Below are 21,598 nucleotides of genomic sequence, written 5' to 3'. Positions count from 1 at the left end.
CAGACAACAGCAACCGGATGCCTGAAGGCAAGTGGAGCAAGCAATGATGCGCGATGGAGCAACCTTCGAACCTGTCGAAAGCCGCGTGACGAAGCCCGAATTCTGGAGCGCGTTGCCGGCGCGCTGGACGAGCGATGTGGAGGAAACGCTCGTCTGCTGCCAGGTTCGTCAGGAAACGCACGACGTGAAGAGCTTTTTCTTCCGCTCGCCGGAGGGCCGTGCGTTCGTGTTCGAGCCGGGCCAGTTCATTACGCTCGAACTCGAAATCGAGGGCGAGACGATCAATCGCTGTTACACGATTTCGTCGTCGCCGACGCGCCCGCACACCATTTCGATCACGGTGAAGCGTGTGCCGGGCGGCAAGGTGTCGAACTGGCTGCACGATAACCTGCAGGCGGGCGCGCGCATACGCGTGCTGGGCCCGGCGGGCGAATTCACCTGCGCACGGCATCCGGCGCGCAAGTATCTGTTTTTGTCGGCGGGTTCGGGCATCACGCCGCTGATGTCGATGAGCCGTGCACATCATGAATTGAGCGAAGACCGCGACATCATGTTCGTGCATAGCGCGCGTACGCCGGACGACATCATCTTTTCTCGGGAACTCGATCTGATCGCTTCGAATCAGGCGAATTTCAGAACTTCTTTCGTTTGCGAACGGGTGGGTTCCCGGACTAGCTGGCCGGGGATTACCGGGTTCTTGACGCTGCCTCTGCTCAAGCTGATTGCGCCTGATTTCATGGAGCGGGAGATCTTTACGTGTGGTCCCGCACCGTACATGAAAGCCGTGCGTGATCTGCTCGATGAAGCGGGCTTCGATCGCAAGCAGTATCACGAGGAGAGTTTCTCGTTTGAGACTTTGATTGAGGCCGAACCGCTGGTCGCGGAACAGGTGCTCGAAGCCGAGCATCGCGGTGATTCTGCCGACGGCGTGAATGGTACGCAGACTTTTGCGGTCAGCTTTACGCGGAGTAACCGGTCGATTGAATGTGGCTCTACGCAGCATGTGCTCGATGCGGCCCGTCAGGCCGGGGTTCGGTTGCCTGCTTCGTGTACTCAGGGCATGTGTGGCACATGTAAGGTCAAGCTTGTGTCCGGGCAAGTGGATATGAAGCATAACGGCGGGATCAGGCAGCGTGAGATCGATCAGGGGATGGTGTTGTTGTGTTGCAGCAAGCCGTTGAGCGATCTTGTAGTGGATAAGTGATTTTTTTTGTCTGCGACGCTAGTCGCGATTTTGGGTTTTTGGTTTTTAGCGCTGGCGTCTGCGATTTTGTATCGGTACTTCAAGCGTCGCCCCTGTGCGGGGCGGCACCTACTTTTCTTTGCAGCGGCAAAGAAAAGTAGGCAAAAGAAAGCCGCTCACACCGTCAGTTCTTGTGTTTGCCTGCGGGCCCCCAACGGGTCCCGCACTCCACGCGGCATCGCGCCATTTCACGCGCGTTGCCAGCGTGCTAGCTGTACGCGTCACCCGCTTCATATTCCCGCGTCATGGGCTGTGTTACCAGGAAGTCCACGGCCGCCCAGGTGGCAAACGGTGTGTAGGCTGTCGCGACGGAAGTACACCACTCCGGACTGAAAAGCGGATCGGTGTCGTAGGAGCGCCAACGCGTACGGTGCGACAAGCTACACACCGTTTGCCACCTGGGCGGCGCGGAAGATTCGCTGCCGCTGGCTGTGATACGAGAGATTGGAGTGGGTGATGCGCCGGTTGAAGGCGCTGGCAACATGCGTGGAAAAGTGCGTTGCCGTTTGGAGTGCGGGACCCGTCGGGGGCCCGCAGGCAAACACAAGAACTGGCGGTGTGAGCGGCTTTCTTTTGCCTACTTTTCTTTGCCGCTGCAAAGAAAAGTAGGTGCCGCCCCGCACAGGGGCGACGCATGAAGTACTGATACGAAAACGCGGATGCCAGCGCAGCAAGAAGCGAAGAATGGCGACTGCGTCGCAGACAAAAGCAGACGACAAAAAGCCAGGTCGCATACAGACAAAAAACCGTCGCAAACCCGACCACCAAGCACTTTCTGTTTAGCGATTCTAAAACCACACCGCACATGCGGGGCCAAAGGAGATCGACGATGAAGCACCTGAAAAAGCTGATGTTATGCGGCGCACTGATCGCAACCATGACGGCGATCGGAACGGCAGCCGCTGACACCAAACCCACCATCAAGATCGGTTACGTCGAAGGTTGGGACGACAGCGTCGCCACCTCCAACGTCGCCGCTCAGATCATCGAGAAACGTCTCGGCTATCCGGTGCAACTCGTGCCCGTCGCGGCAGGCATCATGTGGCAGGGCGTCGCGCGCGGCGATCTCGATGCAACGCTGTCGGCGTGGCTCCCCGTCACGCACGGCGCGTACTGGGATCAGTTCAAGGGCAAGGTGCAAGACCTGGGCGCCAACTACACGGATGCCAAGATCGGCCTGATCGTCCCCGCTGACGTGCCGGAGAAAAGCATCAGCGATCTGCAGGCACACAAAGCCGACTTCGCGGGCCGTATCGTCGGTATCGACGCCGGCGCAGGCGTCATGAAGAAAACGAGCGAAGCCATCAAGGCCTATAACCTCGACTATCAACTGATGCCGAGTTCGGGCAGTGCAATGACCGCGGAACTTGCACGCTCGATGAATGCCAATAAACCTGTGATCGTCACGGGATGGGTGCCGCACTGGATGTTTGCGAAGTGGAAGCTGAAGTTCCTCGAAGACCCGAAGAAGGTGTTCGGCGAATCCGAGCACGTGGATAGCGTCGTCAATCCGGGCCTCGATACGAAGGCTCCGCAAGTGGTCGCGTTTCTGAAGAAATTTCAATGGAAGCCGGGCGAAATCGACAGCGTGATGCTGGCGACGGAGAACGGCGCCAAGCCTGCCGACGCAGCCGGATCGTGGATCGCCGCACACGGCGACCGCGTGAACAGCTGGGTAGGCGGAGCACAATGACCGTCCTTCTCTAACGCGTTCTGACGAGCGTTTCTTTTGGCAATGCCGATGCGCTGCGCGCGCGTCGGCATCGCAGCGTCACCGGTTATTTGTGTTCCAGCCAGCGCGCAGGCTCTTTCTAAAAAAGGAGACTCTGGATGGATCAGGCAAGACTGCGCTCGCGCAGTATCGAAGGATCGAGCACGGGTGCAGGCGAAAGCCCCGCGCACGAAGGCCACTCGCTGCAACGCGGCCTCACGTGGAAAGATGCATTCTGGGTGACGAGCGGCGTGCCTGGGGGTGTGCTGTTTACGATCGGCGGCGTATCGGCGACGATCGGTCAACCCGCATGGGCCATCTGGGTCGCCGCGATCCTGATGGGCCTCATTCAAAGCGCAACCTACGCTGAAATTTCAGGGCTTTTCCCGCACAAGTCGGGCGGCGCTTCCGTTTATGGCGCGATGGCCTGGGTCCGCTACAGCAAGACAATCGCACCCGTCTCCGTGTGGTGCAACTGGCTTGCATGGTCACCCATGCTCGCGTTGGGCACGGGCCTCGCCGCCAATTACGCGCTCTCCAGTCTGTACGCGCCCGATGCCGCCATCAACACATGGCGCCTGACGCTGCTCGACCTCGGCTTCATCAAGCAGGGGCTGTCGCTGCGCGTCAACGCGACGTTCGTCATCGCGGCGATCTTTCTGCTGATCACGTTCAAGCTTCAGCATAGCGGTGCATCGAAAGCCGCTAAAACGCAGCGCATTCTGGGCATTGCATCGCTTGCGCCGCTGCTGATCGTCGGCATCGTGCCGTTTGTGACGGGCGATGTACCCGCTGCGCATCTGTGGCCGCTGCTGCCGCTCGGACACGACGCGCAAGGCAACGTGACGGCATCGGCGTTCGGCTCATGGAACGGCGCAAGCATCACCATGGCGTTCGGCGCGATGTTCATGGCCGGCTGGGCCGCCTATGGCTTCGAGACGGCCGTCTGCTACACGCGCGAATTCCGCAACCCGCGCAGCGACACAGTCAAGGCGATCTTCTGGTCGGGCATGGCATGTCTGCTCGTGATGACGCTCGTTCCGCTCGCGTTCCAGGGGGTACTGGGGACGAAGGGCATGCTCGATCCGAAAATCGCCGACGGCACGGGCGTAGCGGCCGCGATGGCGCACATGGTGGGCGGCGGAGCGATTGTGTTCGACGTGGTGGTCGTGATGCTGATGCTCACCATCCTGCTGATCGTGATGACGTCGATGATGGGCTCGTCGCGCACGCTGTACCAGGCATCCGTGGACGGCTGGCTGCCGAAGTACCTGTCGCACGTCAACGAACATGGTTCGCCGACGCGCGCGATGTGGACCGATCTCGGCTTCAACCTGATCCTGCTGCTGATGTCGGACTACATGACGGTGCTGTCGATCTCGAACGTCTGCTACATGATCTTCGTGTTCCTGAATCTGCAATCGGGCTGGATTCATCGGCTGGATCGCGCGGATGCCGACCGTCCGTTCCGTTGTCCCGCGTGGCTGCTCGCGGCGGGGGCGCTGTGCGGCTATCTGGATCTCGCGTTCATCGGCGCGGGCGCGGACATGCAAGGCATGGGGACCATGCGCAACGGTCTGATTGCGATGCTGCTGATCGTGCCTGTGTTCATGTTCCGCCATTACGTGCAGGATCGCGGGCGCTTTCCGGCGCGCATGCAGCAGGACATGGAATGGAAGGGCGGCGCGCGGCCCGCTGGCTTGCGTGGCTGGCTGCCGTACGGCGCGTTGCTGCTAGCCGTTTTCGTGGTGTGGTTCTCGCATCATCTGGCGAAGCCCTTTCTTTGAGCGTCGCCTGAATCCTGCGTGACGGGTGGCCGCCGCGTCTGCGATGCAGTGCGGCGGCTCGTGCTTTCAGAGCACGTTAGAGCAAGACCGTTCGATCGCCATTGATGAACACGCGGCGCTCGACGAATGCCTTCACCGCACGCGCCAACGTGATGCATTCGACGTCGCGGCCCACGGCGAGCATGCGCTCCGGACCATACGAATGATCGACGCGTTGCACTTCCTGTTCGATGATCGGGCCTTCGTCGAGATCGTCGGTGACGAAGTGCGCCGTTGCGCCGATCAGCTTGACGCCGCGCGCATGGGCCTGGTGATAAGGCCGCGCGCCCTTGAAGCCGGGCAGGAACGAATGATGGATGTTGATCGCGCGGCCCGCCAGTTTGCGGCTCGTTTCGTCGGACAAAATCTGCATGTAGCGCGCGAGGATCATCAGTTCCGCGCCGCTCGTCTCGAACAGATCGAGAATTTGCGCTTCCTGTTGCGCCTTCGTCTCGGGCGTCAACGGAAAGTGGTGGAACGGCAGACCATGCTGTGCGGCAAGCGGCTCGAAGTCGGAGTGATTCGATGCAATGCCGACGATGTCCATCTTCAGCTCGCCCATGCGCCAGCGGAACAGCAAGTCCGCCAGGCAGTGCTCGAGCTTCGACACCATGATCAGCACTTTCGGCCGCGTGTTGAGATCGTGCATCGCCCACATCATGTCGAAGTCGGCGGCAATGGGGCGAAATTCGTGACGCAGCGTGTCGATATGCAGCGCCGCTTCGGGCGCGTTCGCCACGCCGTGAAATACGCAGCGCACGAAAAAGCGCTCGCTGATGTCGTCGTCGAACACGGTCAGTTCGTCGATATAGCAGTGGTGCCGATCGAGAAAGCCGACGACGGCGGCGACCTGGCCGGCGGCGCTCGGGCAGGAAAGGGTCAGCGCGAACTGCTGGGAGCGATCGGTGGCGGACATGCGGATCCTCTGTCTTCGATATGGGATTCCCGCAAGGCCGAACCAGTGATCGTGCAGCGCAGCGCGGCGCGGCAAGCGGGATGATGAAGTAAATCAGCCCAATTTGCGCGCGCATAGAACCGATGCGCCGTGCTCGTGGTATCGGAACGTCAGGCGTGCGCGTGCTCGCCCGCGTCCACGAGTTCGTTGAAAAGCCAGCGCCGGAACAGCGGCACCGCGGCGGGCGCGGGGCGCGCGGGCGGGCAGACGAGGTAATAGCCGCGCTCGGTCGTCACGGGCGTGTCGAGCAGGCGCACCAGCTGGCCCGAGGCGACGAGCTCGTCAGTCAGCGGCGTCCAGCCGAGCGCGACGCCCTGGCCCATCAGCGCGGCCTGTACGACGAGCGAATAGCTGTTGAACATCATGCCCTGGCTTTCTTCGGGCGCGGCGAGACCGTAGGCGGAGAACCAGCTATTCCACGCGAGCCAGCGTTCGGGCTGGGTAGGTTGAACGTGCAGCAGCGGCAGCGCGGCGAGATCGGCGGCTGCATGCACGGGCGGGTGCAGCCTCTGGAAGGCGGGCGAACAGACGGGCGTGACGGCTTCGGCGAACAGACGCGTGGACGTGCAAGGCGGCCAGTGGCCATCGCCGAAGGCGATCGCGATGTCGGCATGATCGCGGTGCGGATCGTAGCCGAGTTGCGACGTGATGATCTTCACGTTGACGCCGGGCATCGATGCCTTGAGCCGCGCGAGACGCGGCATCAGCCAGTACGTGGCGAAACCGGCGTCGGTGAGGATCGTCAAGGCGCCCGTGGCGCGTCGCGCGCGGATGTCGGAAGTGGCCTCGCGAATCGTATCGAGGCCGCTGCGCACGGCTTCATACAGCAGCACGCCTTCGGGCGTGAGCGTCACGCCGCGATGGCCGCGCTCGAACAGGGGCGCACCGAGATCCTCTTCCAGCTGCACGATGCGCTGGCTCACGGCGGGCTGCGTCGAGCCGAGTTCGCGCGCGGCGGCCGTGAAGCTCGCGAGGCGCGCGGCCGATTCGAAGGCCGATAAAGCCTGCATCGGCGGAAGACGGTCTGGTCCCGGCATAACATCCCCTTATGGGCCGATAAGCGCACGCCGCCTTCACAACGGTTTAATGAGCGGCAATAGTGAAGTGAATGCGCGGCTCGCTGCACGGCTGCGAGCATCGCGCTTCGAAGCTAACCGTACGATTCTAATCCGCCCCGCCCATGAGCCTTAATACAAAGCAGAATATCCTTATCCTGATGGCCGATCAGATGACGCCGTTCGCGTTGCGTGCATATGGCAATCAGGTCTCGCTGACGCCGCGCATCGATGCGCTCGCGAAAGAAGGCGTCGTATTCGATTCCGCGTACTGTGCGAGCCCGCTATGCGCGCCGGCCCGCTTTTCGATGATGGCGGGCAAACTGCCCGCTGCAATCGGTGCTTACGATAACGCCGCCGAATTGCCCGCGCAAACGCTGACCTTCGCGCACTATCTGCGCGCGGCGGGTTATCGGACGGTCCTTTCCGGCAAGATGCATTTCTGCGGCCCGGATCAGTTGCACGGATTCGAGGAACGTTTGACAACCGATATCTATCCCGCCGATTTCGGCTGGGTGCCGGACTGGGAGCGCCCCGACGTGCGGCCCAGCTGGTACCACAACATGAGCTCGGTGCTCGAAGCGGGACCGTGCGTGCGTACGAACCAGCTCGATTTCGACGACGAAGTCACGTACACGACGCGCCAGAAGCTCTACGACATCGTGCGCGAACGCGCGTCGGGCGGCGACGTGCGGCCGTTTTGCATGGTCGCGTCGCTGACGCATCCGCACGATCCTTACGCGATACCGCAGCAGTACTGGGATCTGTATCGCGATGAAGAGATCGACATGCCGCGCGTCGCGCTCACGCGCGAGCAAAGCGATCCGCATTCGAAGCGTTTGCGCGATGTCTACGAAGCGGATCTCACGCCGCCAACGGAACAGCAGATCCGCGATGCGCGGCACGCTTACTACGGCGCGCTTTCCTACGTGGATGCGCAATTCGGCGCGATTCTCGACACGCTCAAGGCAACGGGGCTCGCCGACGATACGATCGTCATCGTCACGTCGGACCACGGCGAAATGCTCGGCGAACGCGGGCTCTGGTACAAGATGACGTGCTTCGAAGGCGGCGTGCGCGTGCCGCTGATCGTGCACGCGCCGAAGCGATTCAATGCGCGCCGGGTGGCGGCGTCGGTATCGCATGTCGATCTGCTGCCGACCCTCGTCGAAATGGCAACGGGCGCGCGCCGTACGGAATGGCCCGATACCGTCGATGGACGCAGCCTCGTTCCGCATCTGCACAACGACGGCGGCCACGACGAAGCGATCGTCGAATACTTCGCCGAAGGCGCGATTGCACCGATGATCATGATCCGCCGCGGCAAGTACAAGTTCATTCATACGCCCGTCGATCCCGATCAGCTTTACGATCTCGCGGAGGATCCGCAGGAGCGCGTCAATCTTGCGCAGGAGCCGTCGGCCGCCGCGCCGGTCGAAGCGTTTCGCAAGGAAATCGCGCAGCGCTGGGATATTCCCGCACTGCATCAAGCAGTGCTCGCGAGTCAGCGCCGCCGCCGCTTTCACTTCGAAGCGACGACGCAAGGCGCGATCCGCTCATGGGACTGGCAGCCATTCACCGATGCGAGCCAGCGCTATATGCGTAATCACATCGAACTCGACACGCTCGAAGCGATGGCGCGTTATCCGCGCGTCGTCGCTCGCTGACACGCTTTGACGGACAGGCAACGAAGACAACCTCGATACGGGAGCCCACGATGAACACACGCTGGAGAAGTTCGCTTGTTAAGGCTGCGTTGATGCTTTCTGCATTCGGCACGGCCTTCATGGGATCGGCACATGCCGCCGAGCCGCAAAGCTGCACGCAGGTGCGCATGGCCGACCCGGGCTGGACCGACATCGACGCGACGAATGCGGTGACGGGCGTTCTGCTGAAAGCGCTCGGCTATCAGCAGAACGTGTCGAACCTGTCGGTGCCGATCACGTATCAGGGCCTGAAAAAAGGGCAAATCGACGTGTTTCTCGGCAACTGGATGCCCGCGCAAGGCCCGCTCGTCAAGCCGTTCGTCGACGAGCACTCGATCGACGTGCTGCACGCGAATCTGACCAATGCGAAATTCACGCTTGCCGTACCCGACTACGTGGCGGCGGCCGGCGTGCATTCGTTTGCCGATCTCGTCAAACATGCGGATCAGTTCAACGGCAAGATCTATGGTATCGAGCCGGGCGCACCCGCCAATCAGAACATCAAGAAGATGATTGCCGACAAGGCATTCGGGCTCGGCGACTGGAAAGTGGTTGAGTCGAGCGAAACGGGCATGCTGACACAAGTGGAACGGGCCGTGCGGGACAAGCAATGGATCGTGTTCCTCGCGTGGGAGCCGCATTTGATGAATACGAAATTCCACTTGACCTATCTGTCGGGCGGCGACGCGTATTTCGGCCCGAACTACGGCGGCGCAACAGTGAATACGGTCACACGTCCGGGCTTTGCCGGACAGTGCACGAATCTCGCGAAGCTGTTCCAGCAGATCACGTTCAATGTCGACATGGAAAACCAGATCATTGCCAACGTGCTGCAGAACAAGGTCGATATCAATACGGCGGCGCTGAATGCGCTAAAGGGCAATCCCGCATTGTTAAATACCTGGCTCAAGGGCGTGACGACGACGAGCGGGGCGGATGGATTGCAGGCTGTTCAGGCGCAACTCGGTATTCATTAAGCGTCATTGCCCGTACTTCAAAAAAGGCGCGCGGTGCTAAAAAAAGGCCGCGCGCTTTTCTATCTATTGTGACACGCGCATTTCATTTTCCGGACGTGTCGTTATCAGACCAATGTGTGTCGTGTCTGGTCGAGTCGACCGAAAAATGGATTTGTACTGTGCCTTCATCGTGGTGCGAGTCGCACACGCCGCGGAGTGCGCATCGCATTCCTATCTCCTCATAGCCAGGCAAGAGAGAACGATACAATGAAAAAGCTGAATGCCGCAGCACTGACAGGCGTAGCGCTCGCGCTCGCCGGAGTTTCGAGCGCGAGTCATGCGCAAAGCAGCGTCACGCTGTATGGGATCGTCGACGCTGGCATTACCTGGGTCAATAACACGGGCGGATCACATGTCGTGAAGTTCGACGACGGCATTTCATACGGCAACCGCTTCGGCGTCAAAGGCACGGAAGATCTCGGCGGCGGATTGCAGGCGTTGTTCGTGCTCGAAAGCGGCTTTCACCTCGGCAATGGACAGCTTGGCTTCGGCAGCGCGCTGTTCGGACGTCAGGCATATGTGGGACTGAAGAACCAGTGGGGCACGCTGTCGTTCGGCAATCAGCTCGATATGACGGAAGAGATGGTGTACCTGTACAACATCTCGGCATGGGCGAGCGGCTATGCGATTCACCAGGGCGACTTCGACCGCTTCAATGGCGACCGTCTGCCCAATTCGGTGAAATTCCTGTCGAATGAATTTGCAGGCTTCATGTTCGGCGGCATGTATTCGTTCGGCAATGTCGCGGGCGACTTCCACCAGGACAGCGCGTGGAGCGTCGGCGCGCACTATGCGAACGGGCCGTTCACGGTCGGTACGGCTTATACGCAATTGAACAACCCGCACGGCATCTACGCATTCGACCCGTATGCGATGCTCGGCGTGCACACGTTCCTCGGCCAGCAGACCGTTACCGTCGATCCGGCGACGGGTGCGAGAACCGATCTGTTCTCGAGCAATCCATTCCCCGTCGACAAGCAGGGCACGTTCGGCATCGGCACGAGCTACGCAATCGGCGATGTGACGTTGATGGGCAACTTTACCTATACGACGATCAAAGGCCTCGGCGTCACGTCGCATATGAAGGTCGGCGAAGGCGGCGCGAGCTGGCAGGTGACGCCGGCGTTCAGCGTGATCGGCGGCTACCAGTACACGAACTTCGAAGGGCACCACTGGAATCAGGGCTCGCTCGGCGCGCATTACCTGCTCTCCAAGCGGACGGATGTCTATATCTCAGGCGACTATCTGAAGGCGTCGAGCGGCGTGGATGCGGTGATCGGTTATAGCTTCACGCCGTCCACCACGACGACGCAAGCAGATGTGCGCATCGGCATGCGGCATTCGTTCTGATCTGATTTTAAGTACTTTTGCCGGTCTGCCTTGCCTGCAAGGGGTAAGGCAGACCAAAAGCCATGCCGCTTAGGGGGCAGCCGCCTCCCGGGTCGAATGCGCTCTGCCGCCGGCACCATGATGCAGCGGGCTGCGGTCGCTGCGCGGACTCATGCCGAAGCGCGCGCGATACGTCCGCGAGAAATGCGATGGCGACTCGAATCCACAGGCGACGCAGATTGCTGTAATCGACATGTCCGTTTGCCGCAAAAGCTCGCGCGCACGATCGAGCCGCAATTGCAGATAAAAATGCGTCGGCGTGTCTTTCAAGGATGAGCAGAACAATCGTTCGAGCTGTCTGCGCGTGACGCCTATCTCTTGCGCCAGATCGGCTGGCGCAAGCGGCTCTTCCATGTTCTGTTCCATCACGCCGATCACCTGAATCAGCTTGCGGTTATGCACGCCGTAACGCGCGGCGATTTCCATGCGCTGATGATCGGAACGCTGCCGGATGCGGCTCACGACAAATTGCTCTGAAATAGACGAAGCGAGTGCCGCGCCGTGATTGCGCGAAATCAGGTCGAGCATCATGTCGATCGATGCTGTTCCGCCCGCGCACGTAATGCGCCGATCGCCGAGTTCGAACAGTTCTTCGCTGGCCTGCAAAGAAGGGAAATGCTCACGAAATGCAGAGAGCGCTTCCCAATGCAAGGTCACGCTGTCCGTCGCGCGTACCAGTCCCGCTTCCGCCAGAATGAACGCGCCCGTATCGATGCCGCCGAGAGTCGCGTGTGCGCGATCCAGACGCTTGAGCCAGTCGCCGAGCGCCCGGCTATAGCACGCGAGCGGTTCGAAGCCCGCCACGACGAAGACCGTTTGCGCGTGATGAACATCGCCGAATGCCGCTTCGGCGTTCAGCGAAATACCATTGCTCGCGGCGACGGGCGCGCCGTCCACACTCAGTATGTGCCAGCGGTACAGATCCTCGCGAAAGCGGTTCGCGACGCGCAAAGGCTCGATGGCCGACATGAAGCCGAGGGCCGAAAAGCCCGGCAGCAGCAGGAACGAAATGTCTTCGGGCATCGCTCGTTTGTCGGGAGTGAAGTTGACCGGATTCGTCGAATCCGGCGAGCGTAGCAAGCTCCGTGCAATGCATGCAAGCCGCCAAAAATAAGCGTTGCGCATGGCGCGGCGCACAAATCGCGCGACACGCATTGCCATGGCGTTGCATGCTGGTTTTCCCTCATGGTCGCGCGCAAGCAAGAACGGGTCGCTACCGGTCGATTTTGCCGGAATATGGATTTGTACCTTTAATGCACATCGCGTCGTTGTCAGGTCGTCTCACTCGCCGCCCGTCTTGCGGGCGTTCAAGAACACTACGAGCTGTTCGAAGGGGATCGTCATGAAGTGGATCAATCAGGCTGTTTCCGCATGTCTCGCCGGCCTTCTGGCGGCGGTGTCGTTGCCTGCGCTCGCGCAGGATCCGCCGAGTTGCCGCGCCGTGCATTTCGCGGATATCGGCTGGACCGACATCACGTCGACGACGGCGCTCGCGTCGACGGTATTCGAAGGCTTGGGTTATCAGCCCGTGACGACGGTGGCGTCCGTGCCGATTTCGTTTGCCGGATTGAAGAGCAAGCAGCTGGATGTGTCGCTCGGCTACTGGTGGCCCGTGCAGGAAAAGGCGATTGCGCCGTTCGTCGATGCGAAATCGATCAACGTGTTGCAGCCGCCCAATCTGACGGGCGCGAAAGCGACCTTTGCCGTGCCGAGCTATGAATACGACGCGGGCCTGAAGACCTTTTCCGATATCGCGAAGCATCGCGCGGAACTCGACGGGAAGATCTATGGAATCGAGCCGGGCAGCAGCGCGAATGCCGCCATCCAGAAGATGATCGCGACGAATCAGTTCGGACTCGGCGGATTCAAGCTGATCGAATCGAGCGAAGCGGGCATGCTCGTGACGGTGGAACGTGCGGTGCGCGAGAAGAAATGGGTTGTCTTTCTCGGCTGGCAGCCGCATCCGATGAACATTCAGATCGACATGAAGTACCTGAGCGGAAGCGAAGGCGTATTCGGTCCGAACGACGGCGAGGCGCGCGTCTATACGCTGACGTCGCCAGACTTTCTGGCGCGTTGCCCGAATGCCGGAAAGCTCGTGAGCAATCTGCGCTTTACGACGCAGCTCGAGAACGTGGTGATGCAGTCGGTGATGAACAAGGAGAAACCCGCCGAAGCCGCCAAGGCCTATTTGAAAAAGAACCCGCAAGTACTCGACGAATGGCTCGCGGGCGTTAAGACGTATGACGGCAAGGATGGATTGCCCGCAGTGAAGGCGTATCTTGGTCTTTGAAGTCAGGCATTCGAATACGAAGAGTACTTTTTGATTGCGGCTCTTCGGATCCAACTGTTATCAGACATTGCACGAGGAATTGCACGCATGAACCATGAAGTGATCGTGACCTGCGCTGTCACGGGTGCAGGGGACACCGTCGGCAAGCATCCCGCCATTCCCGTCACGCCGAAGCAGATCGCCGATGCAGCGATCGAAGCCGCGAAAGCCGGCGCGACCGTCGCGCATTGCCATGTGCGCGATCCGAAGACGGGCCGTGGCAGCCGCGATCCGAATCTGTATCGCGAAGTCGTCGACCGCATTCGCTCCGCCGATACCGACGTCATCATCAATCTGACGGCAGGGATGGGCGGCGATCTGGAGATCGGCCCAGGTGAAGATCCGATGCGCTTCGGCGCGAATACCGATCTGGTCGGCGGCTTGACGCGGCTCGCGCACGTCGAAGAGCTGCTGCCGGAGATTTGCACGCTCGATTGCGGCACGCTCAATTTCGGCGACGGCGACTACATCTATGTGTCGACGCCCGCGCAATTGCGCGCAGGCGCAAAGCGGATTCAGGAGCTCGGCGTCAAGCCGGAGCTGGAGATTTTCGACACGGGGCATCTGTGGTTCGCCAAACAGTTGCTCAAAGAAGGACTGCTCGATGCGCCTCCTCTATTTCAGATTTGCCTCGGCATTCCCTGGGGCGCACCCGCCGATACGGCGACGATGAAAGCCATGGTCGACAACATGCCCGCCGGCGCACACTGGGCAGGCTTCGGCATCGGCCGCATGCAGATGCCGATGGTCGCGCAGGCGATGCTGCTCGGCGGTCATGTGCGCGTCGGTCTCGAAGACAACATCTGGCTCGACCGGGGCGTGCCTGCGAGCAATGGATCGCTGGTCACGCGTGCCGTCGAGATCATCGAGCGGCTCGGCGGCCGCGCGCTGACGCCTGCCGAAGGCCGTAAGAAACTCGGTCTGCCCGCGCGCGGCGAACGGCTGCTCGAGAAGCGTGCAGCCGAGCAGTTTGCGTGACTCATCGAGCGGCTTTGAACAATTCCAGAGGATCATCGGCAATGGCAGTGATTACCGGCATCAAGACATTTGCGGCAATTGGCGTAGGCGTGATCGGCAGCGGCTGGGTGGCGCGCGCGCTCGCGCACGGGCTCGACGTGATCGCGTGGGATCCTGCGCCCGGCGCAGAGAAGCAGTTGCGCGACAATGTCGCCAATGCGTGGCCCGCGCTCGAACGCGTGGGACTTGCCGAGGGCGCATCGCAGGAGCGCTTGCGTTTCGTGAAGACGATCGAGGCGTGCGTTGCGCAAGCGGACTTCATTCAGGAAAGTGCGCCCGAGCGCGAAGAACTGAAGCTCGCGCTGCACGATCAGATCAGCCGTGCAGCGAAGCCCGATGCGATCATTGCTTCATCGACTTCAGGCCTGCTGCCGACAGATTTCTATGCACGTGCGTTGCATCCCGAGCGCTGCGTCGTCGGGCATCCGTTCAACCCTGTGTATCTGCTGCCTCTTGTCGAAGTGGTGGGCGGCGAGCGGACCGCGCCGTCGACGCTGGACGCCGCGATGCACATCTATCGCACGCTCGGCATGCGGCCGCTGCATGTGCGCAAGGAAGTGCCCGGCTTTATCGCCGACCGTCTGCTCGAAGCGTTGTGGCGCGAAGCGCTGCATCTCGTCGATGAAGGCGTCGCGACGACGGGCGAGATCGACGATGCGATCCGCTTCGGTGCGGGCATCCGCTGGTCGTTCATGGGGACGTTCCTCACGTACACGCTCGCCGGCGGCGACGCGGGCATGCGCCACTTCATGCAGCAGTTCGGGCCCGCGCTCGAACTGCCGTGGACGAAGCTCGTCGCGCCGAAGCTGACGGATCAGCTGATCGATCGCGTGGTGGACGGAACGGCCGGGCAGGTCGGGCCGCGTTCGATCAAGCAACTCGAACGCTACCGCGACGAGTGCATCACGAACGTGCTGTCCGCGATAGCGGAAACGAAAGCACGTCATGGCTTGCGGGCCGACGAATAAGGTCGCGTATCATCTGCGCGTGCGGGGCGTCGATAAAGATGTTCCGCGCACGCCAGAATTCAATTCAAAGCGACGGAGACATTCGCCATGCCGCGACACGCGGAATTGCCTGCGTATCACGACGTCGTGCGCGCCGAGTGGGTCGACTACAACGGCCATCTGCGCGACGCGTTCTATATGTTGATCTTCAGCTTCGCCACCGATGCGCTGATCGATCAGATCGGACTCGACGATGCGGTGCGCAAGGCACGCGGCCGCTCGATCTATACGCTCGAAGCGCACATCAATTATCTGCACGAAATCAAGGAAGGTACGAAGGTGCGCGTCGAGATGCGCGTGCTGGCGCACGACGCGAAGCGCATGCATCTATACCTCGAAATGTTCGCCGGCGATGGCGACGAGCCCGTCGCGGCGGGCGAACAGATGCTGCTGCATGTCGATACGAGCGGGCCGCGCTCCGCCGCATTCGACGCCGATGTCGAGGCGCGCGTGCATGCGCTGGTCGGTGCTCAGGCGGCGCTGCCTGCCGCAATGTATGCCGGACGTGTGATCGGATTGCCGGGCCAGACGCGCAAATAAGTGCGCGCGCATTCGCGTGCACAATAGAACGACAGATAAATGGAGCGCGCCATGCTCGAACCCGAGATCGTCGCATTCGTCGAACGCACGAAGAGCCTTTATCCCGCCGATCGCGCTGCATCGACACTCGCCGAACAGCGCGCGATGTACGAGCGCCTGGCGGCCGCATTTACGACGCCGTTGCCCGATGGCGTGACGAGTCAGGACGCGTTGTTCGCGTCGCCCACGGGCGGGCATTCGTTCATGTTGCGGCTGTATCCGCCGAGCGACCGCGCGAGCGCGTCGGGCACTGTGCTGTATTTTCATGGCGGAGGTTTCGCCGTCGGATCGCTCGCGAGTCACGAGCTGATCACCGCGCGTATTGCCGCGGATACGGGACTGTGCGTCGTGGCCGTCGATTATCGGCTGGCGCCCGAACATGCCGCGCCCGCTGCGCACGAAGATTGTCTCGCCGTGACGCGCGCTGCGCTCGATGGCCGTTTGCCGTTCGGTCCGCTGCCGCGCTCGTTGCAACTGGCAGGCGACAGCGCGGGCGGCACGCTCGCCGCGAGTGTCGCGCTGCGTTTGCGCGACGAGGGCGTGTCCGGCGTGGACGGAATTGCACTGGTCTATCCGATGCTGGGCGTCGAGCCGCAATTGCCCGCGCGCGACACCGAGGCCGATGCGCCCATGCTCACGCTTGCTGATGTGCGGCGCTACGGTGCGCTGTATTGGGGCGGACGCGCCGATTATCCGTGGACCGTGCCGCTCGAAGCGTCACGTTATGATGGATTGCCGCCGACGCTCGCCATCGGCGTCGAACATGATCCATTGCGCGACGATGCCCGCGTTTTCGCCGAACGCATCGCCGCTGCGGGCGGGCGTGCCGACGCGCCTGTCGGCATGGGTCTCGTTCACGGATCGTGGCGCGCGCTGGCGACGAGTCCGGGCGTGCAGTGGATGCATCGCGAAGTGTGCCGCTTTCTGGTCCGGCACGCGGCCGGTTGAGTGCCCGACCTGTTGCGTCGAATGTCGATTGTTGCCGGAAACGCCGGTTATGCGGCGAGCGCGTGTTCGAGCACTTCGGCGGCGATCATCGCCGACGCGTTCGCGGGGGCGGGGCGTTCGGCCGGCTTGAAGACGGCATCGCCGCGACGGATCTTGCGGCGGGAGACGGCGCACGTGCCCGACGTATGCGCCGAGCGGCGGCGCCAGCGCTGCTCGCCATAATGGCAGCGGCCGGGTTCGACCCAGCGGATCACCAGCGTCGTGTCCGAGTGCTCGAGAATCTCGATGCGCAAGCCGTTGGCGCCGATCAACGGTAAACAGTCCAAGGTCGTCATGGTCGGCTCCGTAGTTGTGGTGTGCCGAATTTAGTCCCGCGCGCGCGGGAGAGCCATTGTGCCCGCGTAGAAACACTGTTCCCGATTCCGCAATAATGAGATGGCCGGCGTGTACACGAACGGTAAAAAGCGGATTTGCGGGCCGTCGAACCGATTGCACGCAAATATGCAACGAACTGTTGTATGAACGGCTGAAAAGGGCGGGATCGATGGCGGGGGCATCCGGGCGTGCGCCGCATCCGATAAGATGGGCGGCCTGGCAGCGGGAGAGGCGGGGCGCGGCATCCCGCGTGCTCGTATCTGCGGACGGCTCCCGTCTGCATCATCATAGCGATGCGTGCTTGCTGAACGCGCGTCGAATCCAGTTCACGAGGTCACATGAACCAGCGCCCGCCCGACGTTCCATCCGAAGCCGACATGCCGAATCGCCGCAAGATGCAGCGAATCGCGTCGGCCACCCTGTATGCCGTGATGGTCGCGCTGGCGCTGTGGGTCATTCGTGATTTCGTGCCCGCCATCGCGTGGGCTTGCGTGATCGCGATTGCGCTATGGCCGGCGTTTCACCGGATCGAGGAGCACAAGGTCTTCAAGGGGCGCTCGACGTTGATCGCGACGGTGCTGACCATCGCGATCGGTTTGCTGTTCCTGCTGCCCGTCGGGATCGGCATCGCGCAGGCGGCATCCGAGGCGCATGACCTGATCGAATGGTCGCGGGGCGTGCAGGAGAACGGCATTCCCGTGCCGGAGTTCGTGCAGCATTTGCCGTTTGGCGCGACGCAGATCGTGAGCTGGTGGCAGGACAACCTGAGCCAGCCTTTGCGCGATTCGCCCGCGATGAAGGGCCTGCACGGCGGGGCTGTCGTCACCTTCGGCCGGCATTTCGGCGCGCGTGCCGCGCACGCGCTGATGCTGTTCGCCTTCATGCTCGTCACGCTGTTCGTGATCTTTCAGGCGGGGCCGAAGCTGTCGTGCGAGCTGATGAAGGGCGTGCGGCGCGCGTTCGGCTATGACGGCATGCATCTGGCCGAGCGGATGGCGGCGGCCGTGCGGGGCACCGTGTCGGGGCTGGTGGTCGTCGGGATCGGCGAGGGTGCGCTGCTGCTGCTCGCCTACATGCTGACGGGCGTCCCGCATGCGGCGTTGCTCGGTCTGGTGACGGCGGTTGCGGCCATGCTGCCGTTTTGCGCGCCCGTCGTGTTCTGCGGCGCGGCGCTGTGGATCTTCGTCGAGCAGGGCGCGCTGATTCCCGCCATCGGTCTGGTCGTGTTCGGTTTTGTCGTCGCGTTCGTCGCCGAGCATTTCGTGCGGCCCGTGCTGATCGGCAGTTCCGCGAGGCTGCCTTTCCTGCTCGTGCTGTTCGGGATTCTGGGCGGCGCGGAGACGTTCGGCCTGCTCGGCCTGTTCATCGGGCCGGCGCTGATGACGGTGCTGATGGTGTTGTGGACCGAGTGGATCGAGCGCTGAGCCGGGCGTTCATGATGGCCTGATCGCAAGGATCAGGCGGGGCCCGAGCCTCGCAGGCGCAGCGTCAAGACGCGCGAGAGCGGCACGGACACCTTGGCGACGGCGAACAGCGAGCCGATTGCGACGGCGTCGGCGACGAGGCCGAGCGGGACGTTCAGATAGCCGTCGGTGGCCGTGTACAGCAGTGAGTCGACGACGAGTGAGATCACCGTGCCGGCGACGAAGCACAGCAGACCTTTGCGCCCGACGAGTCCGATCCACGGCAGCTGTTGCGCGATCGTGCGGGCCCAGCCGAGGCGCACCATGTTCGCGACGAGCCACGCGATCGCGAGGAAATTCACCGCACGCAGCCACGACAGATTCTGTTTCAGGGTGCTGTCGAGCGGCGTCACTTCCACGACCAGCTTGAACCATGCGGCGGCCGCGACGATACCGCAGGCGAGCACCGTCACCAGCCATCCGTAGCGATGCGCGCTTGCGCGCTGATAGACCGGCTGCGTCTGCGCGATCACACCCAGCACGAACATCAACTGCCACGCGAACGGATTGAAGTCCCATTGCGCATTTTCTGCGACGGGCAGATGCGGCAGCATCGCCGGCGCGATGCCCCACACGGCCAGGCTGCCCGCGAGCAGCAGCCACGGCTTGCTGCGCGCGAGCGGCAGGATGGCGGGCACGGCGAACGCGAAGAACGCGTACATGGGCAGCACGGACGCCAGGTAGGGTTGGCGACGGAACAACAGGATGTCGCGCAGGACGGCGGCAGGCGTGTCCATCATGTCGTCGAGATCGGTCGTGGCCATGTTGGGCGCATCGATGCTGAAGGCGCTCATGACGGCGCTGACCAGCAGCATCAGGACGGCCGTGACCAGAAACGCGCGGTACAACTCCAGCGAGCGCTTGAAAAACCGGTTGCGCGCGTCGGCCTCCGTGTGGCGGTTGGCGAGCGACGCATAGGCCGTGGCCGTCGCGAATCCGCCGAGAAAGACGAAGACTTCAGCGGCGTCGCACAGCGCGTACGCGTGCAGCGTGGCGCGCGACAGGATGCTGCCGCCGATGTGGTCGACGACGATAAATAAAAGAACCAGCCCTCGGAAGAAGTCCAGCTCGATTAGACGGTTTTTTGAAATCTGCATGTGGGTTTTTGCGGCTTTTTGCGGTTTCTGCTTTTTCTGCTTTTTCGGCGAAAAAGCCTCCCCGAGACGGTGCGCGAGCGACGCGCAGCGCGGTTTCGGTGAAGCGGAAAGGGTGGGTGCTATTGGTGCGGAAGCTGCACCGCGCCGTGTTGCGCTGGTTGCTGGCTGCGCACGCGTGCGACCTCGGATTGACCGGCATTATCTCTCAGAGTTCACCCGTATTGCGTTTTTGTTGGGAAAGTGGTTGGCGAGGTCGCGTAAGGGGTGCCGAAAAAAGAGATGAAGAGGTGGCGAAAACGGTTCGGGTATTGGCGGGAAATTGATGGTGGGGATTCGTATATTTGGCGCCTCCTTTGGGCGGAGAGTTTTCCGTCATCGATGTGCCTTGATATGCCGCTTTTCTGGCCGTGTCGTTTTGGATGTGAGGATCGCTGGACACTTATGAAAATCACCATTATCGGCACGGGTTATGTAGGCCTTGTCACGGGCGCATGTCTTGCCGAGGTCGGCAACGACGTCTTCTGTCTGGATGTCGATCCGCGCAAGATCGACATTCTCAACAACGGCGGCATGCCGATTCACAAGCCGGGCCTGCAGGAAATCATCGCGCGTTCGCGCGCGGCAGGGCGCATCACGTTTTCGACCGACGTCGCGGCAAGCGTCGCGCACGGTGAAGTCCAGTTCATCGCGGTGGGCACGCCGCCCGATGAAGACGGTTCGGCCGACCTCCAATACGTGCTCGAAGCGGCCCGCAACATCGGCCGTACGATGAACGAGTTCAAGGTGGTCGTCGACAAGTCGACCGTGCCCGTCGGCACCGCACAGCGCGTGCGCGGCGTGATCGCGGAAGAACTGGCGAAGCGCGGCCTCAAAGACAGCGCGCAGCACCGCTTTTCGATCGTGTCGAACCCGGAGTTCCTGAAGGAAGGCGCGGCCGTCGAGGACTTCATGCGCCCGGACCGCATCGTAGTCGGCGTGGACAGTGACGAGGACGGCGACAAGGCGCGCGAAAAGATTCGCCGTCTGTACGCGCCGTTCAACCGCAACCACGAACGCACGCTGTACATGGATGTGCGCTCGGCCGAGTTCACGAAATACGCGGCCAACGCGATGCTGGCCACACGCATCTCGTTCATGAACGAGATGGCGAATCTGGCCGATACCGTCGGCGCGGATATCGAGTCCGTGCGCCGCGGCATTGGTTCGGACCCGCGCATTGGCTACCACTTCCTGTACGCGGGCGTCGGCTACGGCGGCTCGTGTTTCCCGAAGGACGTGCAGGCGCTGATCCGCACGGGTGCGGAAATGGGCCACAACCTGCGCATTCTCGAAGCCGTCGAAGACGTCAATTACGAGCAGAAGGAAGTGCTCGTGCGCAAGATCACGGGCTCGCTGGGCGAGGATCTGAGCGGCCGCAAGTTTGCGGTGTGGGGCCTGTCGTTCAAGCCGAATACCGACGACATGCGCGAGGCGCCGAGCCGTCGCGTGATCGCGCAGCTGCTCGCGCGCGGCGCAACGGTGCATGCATACGATCCCGTCGCAACAGCGGAAGCCAAACGCGTGTTTGCGCTCGATCTGGTCAACGCGCCCGAGCAGCAGGCACGTCTGCATTTCGCGAGCACGCAGGACGAGACGCTCGCAGGCGCCGATGCGCTTGTCATCGTCACGGAATGGAAGGAATTCAAGAGCCCGGACTTCGCCCATCTGAAGACGCAGCTCAAAACGCCGTTGATTTTCGACGGCCGCAATCTGTATGAACCGGAGTCGATGTCCGAACTCGGCATCGACTATCACTCGATTGGACGTCGAACCGTTGATGTCGCGTCGTCGGAAGTAAAGACAAAAGATGGGGCTGCACACTCGGATGAGTGAGCGCAGA

At 61.9% G+C, this 21,598-nt stretch carries 18 protein-coding genes; 13 read left to right on the top strand and 5 right to left on the bottom strand.

What is annotated here, in order from left to right:
• Positions 1 to 43: 43 nt before the first annotated feature.
• The 3 genes from FRZ40_RS17955 to FRZ40_RS17945 all read left to right on the top strand — a co-directional run bounded on the left by FRZ40_RS17955 (position 44) and on the right by FRZ40_RS17945 (position 4,741).
• Positions 44 to 1,204: an FAD-binding oxidoreductase gene (locus FRZ40_RS17955; RefSeq protein WP_147235036.1), complete on the top strand. Its 1,161-nt coding sequence runs from the start codon at positions 44 to 46 to the stop codon at positions 1,202 to 1,204.
• 868 nt (positions 1,205 to 2,072) lie between these two features.
• Positions 2,073 to 2,936, top strand: coding sequence for a glycine betaine ABC transporter substrate-binding protein (locus FRZ40_RS17950; RefSeq protein ID WP_028369256.1), 864 nt, complete (start codon positions 2,073 to 2,075; stop codon positions 2,934 to 2,936).
• Between the two features lie 137 nt (positions 2,937 to 3,073).
• The gene (locus FRZ40_RS17945) at positions 3,074 to 4,741 is read left to right on the top strand and encodes a trimethylamine N-oxide permease (RefSeq protein ID WP_147235035.1); all 1,668 of its coding nucleotides are present in this window, start codon (positions 3,074 to 3,076) and stop codon (positions 4,739 to 4,741) included.
• A gap of 76 nt (positions 4,742 to 4,817) precedes the next feature.
• Here FRZ40_RS17945 and purU read toward each other — a convergent pair whose 3' ends face one another.
• Both purU and FRZ40_RS17935 read right to left on the bottom strand, forming a co-directional pair.
• Positions 4,818 to 5,696, bottom strand: a complete 879-nt coding sequence (gene purU, locus FRZ40_RS17940) for a formyltetrahydrofolate deformylase (protein ID WP_028369258.1) — start codon at positions 5,694 to 5,696, stop codon at positions 4,818 to 4,820.
• A 149-nt stretch (positions 5,697 to 5,845) separates the two neighbouring features.
• Positions 5,846 to 6,772 carry a choline sulfate utilization transcriptional regulator gene (locus FRZ40_RS17935; RefSeq protein ID WP_147235034.1) on the bottom strand — a complete coding sequence of 309 codons (927 nt, stop codon included), beginning with the start codon at positions 6,770 to 6,772 and terminating at the stop codon, positions 5,846 to 5,848.
• Between the two features lie 143 nt (positions 6,773 to 6,915).
• Here FRZ40_RS17935 and betC point away from each other — a divergent pair, with 143 nt between their 5' ends.
• The 3 genes from betC to FRZ40_RS17920 all read left to right on the top strand — a co-directional run bounded on the left by betC (position 6,916) and on the right by FRZ40_RS17920 (position 10,862).
• Positions 6,916 to 8,457 carry a choline-sulfatase gene (gene betC, locus FRZ40_RS17930; RefSeq protein ID WP_147235033.1) on the top strand — a complete coding sequence of 514 codons (1,542 nt, stop codon included), beginning with the start codon at positions 6,916 to 6,918 and terminating at the stop codon, positions 8,455 to 8,457.
• 92 nt (positions 8,458 to 8,549) lie between these two features.
• Entirely contained in the window at positions 8,550 to 9,473 is a 924-nt protein-coding gene (locus FRZ40_RS17925; RefSeq protein WP_231516267.1) for a choline ABC transporter substrate-binding protein, read from the top strand.
• Positions 9,474 to 9,719: 246 nt separating this feature from the next.
• Positions 9,720 to 10,862 (top strand): porin, encoded by a 1,143-nt coding sequence (locus tag FRZ40_RS17920; protein WP_147235032.1) that lies wholly within the window; start codon positions 9,720 to 9,722, stop codon positions 10,860 to 10,862.
• 69 nt (positions 10,863 to 10,931) lie between these two features.
• Here the strand turns inward: FRZ40_RS17920 and FRZ40_RS17915 are convergent, their stop codons facing one another.
• Positions 10,932 to 11,924 (bottom strand): GlxA family transcriptional regulator, encoded by a 993-nt coding sequence (locus tag FRZ40_RS17915; RefSeq protein ID WP_147235031.1) that lies wholly within the window; start codon positions 11,922 to 11,924, stop codon positions 10,932 to 10,934.
• A gap of 319 nt (positions 11,925 to 12,243) precedes the next feature.
• Between FRZ40_RS17915 and FRZ40_RS17910 the strand changes: the two genes are divergently transcribed.
• The 5 genes from FRZ40_RS17910 to FRZ40_RS17890 all read left to right on the top strand — a co-directional run bounded on the left by FRZ40_RS17910 (position 12,244) and on the right by FRZ40_RS17890 (position 16,784).
• On the top strand, positions 12,244 to 13,194 hold the full coding sequence (locus FRZ40_RS17910; protein WP_147235030.1) for a choline ABC transporter substrate-binding protein: 951 nt from the start codon (positions 12,244 to 12,246) through the stop codon (positions 13,192 to 13,194).
• A gap of 87 nt (positions 13,195 to 13,281) precedes the next feature.
• Positions 13,282 to 14,211 carry a 3-dehydrocarnitine:acetyl-CoA trimethylamine transferase CdhC gene (gene cdhC, locus FRZ40_RS17905; RefSeq protein WP_147235029.1) on the top strand — a complete coding sequence of 310 codons (930 nt, stop codon included), beginning with the start codon at positions 13,282 to 13,284 and terminating at the stop codon, positions 14,209 to 14,211.
• A gap of 41 nt (positions 14,212 to 14,252) precedes the next feature.
• Positions 14,253 to 15,218 (top strand): L-carnitine dehydrogenase, encoded by a 966-nt coding sequence (locus tag FRZ40_RS17900; RefSeq protein ID WP_147235028.1) that lies wholly within the window; start codon positions 14,253 to 14,255, stop codon positions 15,216 to 15,218.
• A gap of 87 nt (positions 15,219 to 15,305) precedes the next feature.
• Entirely contained in the window at positions 15,306 to 15,797 is a 492-nt protein-coding gene (locus FRZ40_RS17895; RefSeq protein WP_147235027.1) for a thioesterase family protein, read from the top strand.
• 51 nt (positions 15,798 to 15,848) lie between these two features.
• On the top strand, positions 15,849 to 16,784 hold the full coding sequence (locus FRZ40_RS17890) for an alpha/beta hydrolase (RefSeq protein WP_147235026.1): 936 nt from the start codon (positions 15,849 to 15,851) through the stop codon (positions 16,782 to 16,784).
• Between the two features lie 47 nt (positions 16,785 to 16,831).
• On the opposite strand, the gene FRZ40_RS17885 is transcribed toward FRZ40_RS17890, so the two are convergent.
• On the bottom strand, positions 16,832 to 17,119 hold the full coding sequence (locus FRZ40_RS17885; protein WP_012402610.1) for a DUF3331 domain-containing protein: 288 nt from the start codon (positions 17,117 to 17,119) through the stop codon (positions 16,832 to 16,834).
• A gap of 378 nt (positions 17,120 to 17,497) precedes the next feature.
• Between FRZ40_RS17885 and FRZ40_RS17880 the strand changes: the two genes are divergently transcribed.
• Positions 17,498 to 18,583, top strand: coding sequence for an AI-2E family transporter (locus tag FRZ40_RS17880; protein ID WP_147235025.1), 1,086 nt, complete (start codon positions 17,498 to 17,500; stop codon positions 18,581 to 18,583).
• A 32-nt stretch (positions 18,584 to 18,615) separates the two neighbouring features.
• Here the strand turns inward: FRZ40_RS17880 and FRZ40_RS17875 are convergent, their stop codons facing one another.
• Positions 18,616 to 19,719 carry an OpgC domain-containing protein gene (locus FRZ40_RS17875; RefSeq protein ID WP_147235024.1) on the bottom strand — a complete coding sequence of 368 codons (1,104 nt, stop codon included), beginning with the start codon at positions 19,717 to 19,719 and terminating at the stop codon, positions 18,616 to 18,618.
• Between the two features lie 441 nt (positions 19,720 to 20,160).
• Between FRZ40_RS17875 and FRZ40_RS17870 the strand changes: the two genes are divergently transcribed.
• Positions 20,161 to 21,591, top strand: coding sequence for a UDP-glucose dehydrogenase family protein (locus FRZ40_RS17870; protein ID WP_147235023.1), 1,431 nt, complete (start codon positions 20,161 to 20,163; stop codon positions 21,589 to 21,591).
• Positions 21,592 to 21,598 lie beyond the last annotated feature (7 nt).

The organism is Paraburkholderia azotifigens, from assembly GCF_007995085.1.
Taxonomy (GTDB): domain Bacteria; phylum Pseudomonadota; class Gammaproteobacteria; order Burkholderiales; family Burkholderiaceae; genus Paraburkholderia; species Paraburkholderia azotifigens.
The sequence above is the reverse complement of the archived record's forward strand: the minus strand, read 5'-3'. Positions and strand labels throughout refer to the sequence as shown.

Coding starts and splice junctions, on each gene's coding strand:
- FRZ40_RS17955 (WP_147235036.1), top strand. CDS start 44: ATGATGCGCGATGGAGCAACCTTCGAACCTGTCGAAAGCCGCGTGACG.
- FRZ40_RS17950 (WP_028369256.1), top strand. CDS start 2,073: ATGAAGCACCTGAAAAAGCTGATGTTATGCGGCGCACTGATCGCAACC.
- FRZ40_RS17945 (WP_147235035.1), top strand. CDS start 3,074: ATGGATCAGGCAAGACTGCGCTCGCGCAGTATCGAAGGATCGAGCACG.
- purU (WP_028369258.1), bottom strand. CDS start 5,696: ATGTCCGCCACCGATCGCTCCCAGCAGTTCGCGCTGACCCTTTCCTGC.
- FRZ40_RS17935 (WP_147235034.1), bottom strand. CDS start 6,772: ATGCCGGGACCAGACCGTCTTCCGCCGATGCAGGCTTTATCGGCCTTC.
- betC (WP_147235033.1), top strand. CDS start 6,916: ATGAGCCTTAATACAAAGCAGAATATCCTTATCCTGATGGCCGATCAG.
- FRZ40_RS17925 (WP_231516267.1), top strand. CDS start 8,550: ATGCTTTCTGCATTCGGCACGGCCTTCATGGGATCGGCACATGCCGCC.
- FRZ40_RS17920 (WP_147235032.1), top strand. CDS start 9,720: ATGAAAAAGCTGAATGCCGCAGCACTGACAGGCGTAGCGCTCGCGCTC.
- FRZ40_RS17915 (WP_147235031.1), bottom strand. CDS start 11,924: ATGCCCGAAGACATTTCGTTCCTGCTGCTGCCGGGCTTTTCGGCCCTC.
- FRZ40_RS17910 (WP_147235030.1), top strand. CDS start 12,244: ATGAAGTGGATCAATCAGGCTGTTTCCGCATGTCTCGCCGGCCTTCTG.
- cdhC (WP_147235029.1), top strand. CDS start 13,282: ATGAACCATGAAGTGATCGTGACCTGCGCTGTCACGGGTGCAGGGGAC.
- FRZ40_RS17900 (WP_147235028.1), top strand. CDS start 14,253: ATGGCAGTGATTACCGGCATCAAGACATTTGCGGCAATTGGCGTAGGC.
- FRZ40_RS17895 (WP_147235027.1), top strand. CDS start 15,306: ATGCCGCGACACGCGGAATTGCCTGCGTATCACGACGTCGTGCGCGCC.
- FRZ40_RS17890 (WP_147235026.1), top strand. CDS start 15,849: ATGCTCGAACCCGAGATCGTCGCATTCGTCGAACGCACGAAGAGCCTT.
- FRZ40_RS17885 (WP_012402610.1), bottom strand. CDS start 17,119: ATGACGACCTTGGACTGTTTACCGTTGATCGGCGCCAACGGCTTGCGC.
- FRZ40_RS17880 (WP_147235025.1), top strand. CDS start 17,498: ATGAACCAGCGCCCGCCCGACGTTCCATCCGAAGCCGACATGCCGAAT.
- FRZ40_RS17875 (WP_147235024.1), bottom strand. CDS start 19,719: ATGCAGATTTCAAAAAACCGTCTAATCGAGCTGGACTTCTTCCGAGGG.
- FRZ40_RS17870 (WP_147235023.1), top strand. CDS start 20,161: ATGAAAATCACCATTATCGGCACGGGTTATGTAGGCCTTGTCACGGGC.